This window comes from Streptococcus infantis (genome assembly GCF_001579645.1).
In the GTDB taxonomy this organism is placed as follows: domain Bacteria; phylum Bacillota; class Bacilli; order Lactobacillales; family Streptococcaceae; genus Streptococcus; species Streptococcus infantis_E.
Genome location: NZ_KQ970826.1, coordinates 1 through 3,665, shown reverse-complemented (window position 1 = coordinate 3,665; position 3,665 = coordinate 1). Strand labels below are relative to the sequence as shown.

The 3,665-nt window shown below is 35.6% G+C and carries 6 protein-coding genes; all 6 read left to right on the top strand.

The features are described 5' to 3' along the window. Positions 1-701 precede the first annotated feature (701 nt). Entirely contained in the window at positions 702-1,070 is a 369-nt protein-coding gene (locus SINDD18_RS09920) for a hypothetical protein (protein WP_049530250.1), read from the top strand. A 136-nt stretch (positions 1,071-1,206) separates the two neighbouring features. Then, on the top strand, positions 1,207-1,899 hold the full coding sequence (locus SINDD18_RS09915; RefSeq protein ID WP_061863999.1) for a phosphoglycerate mutase: 693 nt from the start codon (positions 1,207-1,209) through the stop codon (positions 1,897-1,899). Positions 1,900-2,131: 232 nt separating this feature from the next. Then, positions 2,132-2,284: a 50S ribosomal protein L33 gene (gene rpmG / locus SINDD18_RS09910; protein ID WP_001809375.1), complete on the top strand. Its 153-nt coding sequence runs from the start codon at positions 2,132-2,134 to the stop codon at positions 2,282-2,284. A 9-nt stretch (positions 2,285-2,293) separates the two neighbouring features. Then, positions 2,294-2,470: a preprotein translocase subunit SecE gene (gene secE, locus SINDD18_RS09905; RefSeq protein ID WP_001211016.1), complete on the top strand. Its 177-nt coding sequence runs from the start codon at positions 2,294-2,296 to the stop codon at positions 2,468-2,470. 57 nt (positions 2,471-2,527) lie between these two features. Then, on the top strand, positions 2,528-3,064 hold the full coding sequence (nusG, locus tag SINDD18_RS09900; RefSeq protein WP_045763385.1) for a transcription termination/antitermination protein NusG: 537 nt from the start codon (positions 2,528-2,530) through the stop codon (positions 3,062-3,064). 190 nt (positions 3,065-3,254) lie between these two features. Continuing rightward, positions 3,255-3,665 (top strand): sigma-70 family RNA polymerase sigma factor (locus SINDD18_RS09895; protein WP_061863998.1); only part of this gene is annotated, 411 nt, incomplete at its 3' end.

Sequence of the window (3,665 nt, the reverse complement as noted above, 5' to 3'; positions counted from 1 at the left end):
CCAAATTCTTACGGTTTTTTGATTTCAAGGCTCGTTTTACTACTATTTGAAGTCAGATAAATTAAATTTTTTGCTAATAACGATATCTCGGAAAAATTGCTGTATGTAAATTAGTCAACCATTTATTAATACTAGTTGTATAGTTCTATCAGAAACAATCAAGAGCGCTAAATTAAATCTGAGTAAGAAATAGTACAGGGAAACTGCTACTAAACCTCAGATAACCTAAGAGAGGAATATGGTGTGCTATATGCTATAATAGAAAATCTATAACATCTATAAAATGCCAAAAATTAAGCATGAGAATGACATACGAACTGTTTCATTATTGTAAATAATAAGGGGAATCAAAAAAATAAATGATGAGTATAATCTAAACTAAAAATGGGGAATACTAAAGATTAGCACCAAATCTAATGATAAACACGTCTCTATTAATTATAGGTAAGTTAGATATAGTTTCTGATTTGAGTGAGAATATTTCACGAGGTTATGAAAAAAATAAGTGGATTACTTGAATGACTGAACATAATGTAAAATAACAAGTAAAAAATAGAACTATAAAACTTGAAATATCACTAGTTTGATTCGTATAGAGAGCCAGTAAAGGAATCACAATTCCATACCAGACTGGTAAAAACTTTAAATAAAAACTAAAATATGGTAAAATAACGATTAAATAAAATTTTTAGGAGACATTTATGAAGACAAAAACACTTGCACAAGTTGATGGAATTATTGGGATCATTGCAGGAGCTGTTTTGGCAATTTTACCAGTTGTTATAGTTATGATTGCGGCTATTTCTGAAAATGAAGATTTTGCAGGAGTTGTTTTGGGAATTGTTTTCCTTGTTTTTACTTTAGTAAAAATCGCAACTCTAATCCTAGGAATTCTCACTCTTGTCTACTACAAGGATGACAAGCGTATCTCACTTGCTCCATCTATCTTATTTATCGTTGGATCGGTAGTATCATTGATTCCGTTCTTGGGATGGATTGGTGGAATTATCCTCATCATTGGTGGAGCGCTATACTTGTCAAGCTTAAAACATTTCCAAATCGAAGGATAATTCTATACTAAAAGAGAAGAGACAAGAAGTCGCTTCTCTTTTTTGATTGATTTTGACTAGCTTTTTTGTGAAAAATTGTGTAAAATAGAATAGACAAACGAGGGAAACCTCGGAAAATAAAAGGAGTATCCATCAAATGGTAAAATTGGTTTTTGCTCGCCACGGTGAGTCTGAATGGAACAAAGCTAACCTTTTCACTGGTTGGGCTGATGTTGATTTGTCTGAAAAAGGAACACAACAAGCGATTGACGCTGGTAAATTGATCAAAGAAGCTGGTATCGAATTTGACCAAGCTTATACTTCAGTATTGAAACGTGCAATCAAAACAACTAACTTGGCTCTTGAAGCATCTGACCAATTGTGGGTTCCAGTTGAAAAATCATGGCGCTTGAACGAACGTCACTACGGTGGTTTGACTGGTAAAAACAAAGCTGAAGCAGCTGAACAATTTGGTGATGAACAAGTTCACATCTGGCGTCGTTCATACGATGTGTTGCCACCAAACATGGATCGCGATGATGAGCACTCAGCTCACACAGACCGTCGTTATGCTTTACTTGACGACTCAGTAATTCCAGATGCTGAAAACTTGAAAGTAACGTTGGAACGTGCCCTTCCATTCTGGGAAGATAAAATCGCTCCAGCGCTTAAAGATGGTAAAAACGTATTCGTAGGAGCACACGGTAACTCAATCCGTGCTCTTGTAAAACACATCAAACAATTGTCAGATGACGAAATCATGGACGTGGAAATCCCTAACTTCCCACCATTGGTATTCGAATTTGACGAAAAATTGAACGTAGTTTCTGAATACTACCTTGGAAAATAAACATCATAAAGCCTAGGATGATTCCTAGGTTTTTGATTTTCGAAACATACAGTCTGAGGTAGAAGAAAACTTGAACTGAGATTTTGGAAGGCTGAATTCCCAAACTAAGTTTTACCGTTAGTACAAGTGGAAGTTGCTTTGAGAAGTTACCGTTCAAGATTTAAGAATTCAAAAAACAATTAAGCTTGTCAAAGCAGAGGATTCTTGTTATAATAGGTAAGATGGAGGCGTTATGGCACTTAAAAAAGCAAGTCTAGCCTGTGCGGTTTGTGGTTCTAGAAACTATTCGATTAAGATTAGTGGAAATCCAAAACCAACACGCTTAGAAGTAAATAAATTTTGTAAACACTGTGGCAAGTACACCACACACCGAGAAACGAGATAGGAGAAAACGATGCGTTTTATTAAGGACATTTTTAAACTTCTTAAAGAAACAACTTGGCCGACTCGCAAGGAAAGTTGGTTAGATTTTAAATCTATCATGGAATACACTGCTTTCTTTGTAGTGATGATTTATATTTTTGACCAATTGATTGTTAGCGGATTGATTCGTTTTATTAATATTTTTTAAAATAAGCTAAGAAAAAGATCTAGTCGCTGAAATTCTTCAGTTAGGAAAGGAAAAAACATGGATAGTTTTGATAAAGGATGGTTTGTGCTACAAACTTACTCTGGCTACGAAAATAAAGTAAAAGAAAATTTATTGCAACGTGCACAAACATACAATATGCTAGAAAATATTCTGCGTGTTGAGATTCCTACACAAACAGTGCAAGTGGAAAAAAATGGAAAGAAAAAAGAAATCGAAGAAAATCGCTTTCCAGGTTATGTTCTTGTAGAAATGGTTATGACCGACGAAGCATGGTTTGTTGTGCGTAACACACCAAACGTAACAGGATTTGTAGGCTCACACGGAAACAGATCAAAACCAACTCCACTTTTGGAACAAGAAATTCGCGATATTTTAGTTTCTATGGGTCAAACTGTCCAAGAATTTGATATTGATGTCGAAGTTGGTCAAACTGTTCGTATTATTGACGGTGCTTTCGCAGATTACACAGGCAAGATTACAGAAATTGATAACAATAAAGTTAAGATGATTATCTCAATGTTTGGTAATGATACAGTTGCAGAAGTAAATCTTAACCAGATTGCAGAACTTTAATCAAAAATATTATCAATATAAAATAACAAACAAAGACAACTGTAGAGACAACAGTTGTCTTTTTATCTCTCATCTGCCTTTTTCAATACTTCCTGATACACCTTGGACTTGAAAAAACACAAGACAGAAATCAAAGCCCCTCTTTCCCTCTTTCTCTGCTATACTACAAGCAGAGAAAGGGGGAAAGCAAATGCTTGAGAAATACTACGCAAAGGTAAAAGGGATTGTCCATAAATGCCGAAAAGATTATTATCTCCACCTGTGGGAAAAAGAGGACTGGGATCAAGAAGGACTGATCTGCCTTTACGAACTTCTAGAGTCCCATCCAGAACTAGTGGAAGAAGAAAAGAAACTCTACGTCTACTTTAAAACAAAATTCCGCAACCGAATCCTTGATACTGTAAGAAAACAAGAGAGTCAAAAACGACGTCTGGACCGAATGGCTTATGAAGAAGTAGGAGAGATCAGCCATCGACTACCAGAAGGAGGTCTATGGCTGGATGATTATTATGCCCTTCATGAATTGTTGGATAATTATAGAAGAAAGTTGCCCCAAGATAAGCAAGAAGCTTACGAACGTCTCTGGGCAGATGAGCGCTTC

Excerpts from the sequence above, each read along its gene's own strand:
- SINDD18_RS09920 (WP_049530250.1), top strand. The coding sequence starts at position 702 with ATGAAGACAAAAACACTTGCACAAGTTGATGGAATTATTGGGATCATT.
- SINDD18_RS09915 (WP_061863999.1), top strand. The coding sequence starts at position 1,207 with ATGGTAAAATTGGTTTTTGCTCGCCACGGTGAGTCTGAATGGAACAAA.
- rpmG (WP_001809375.1), top strand. The coding sequence starts at position 2,132 with ATGGCACTTAAAAAAGCAAGTCTAGCCTGTGCGGTTTGTGGTTCTAGA.
- secE (WP_001211016.1), top strand. The coding sequence starts at position 2,294 with ATGCGTTTTATTAAGGACATTTTTAAACTTCTTAAAGAAACAACTTGG.
- nusG (WP_045763385.1), top strand. The coding sequence starts at position 2,528 with ATGGATAGTTTTGATAAAGGATGGTTTGTGCTACAAACTTACTCTGGC.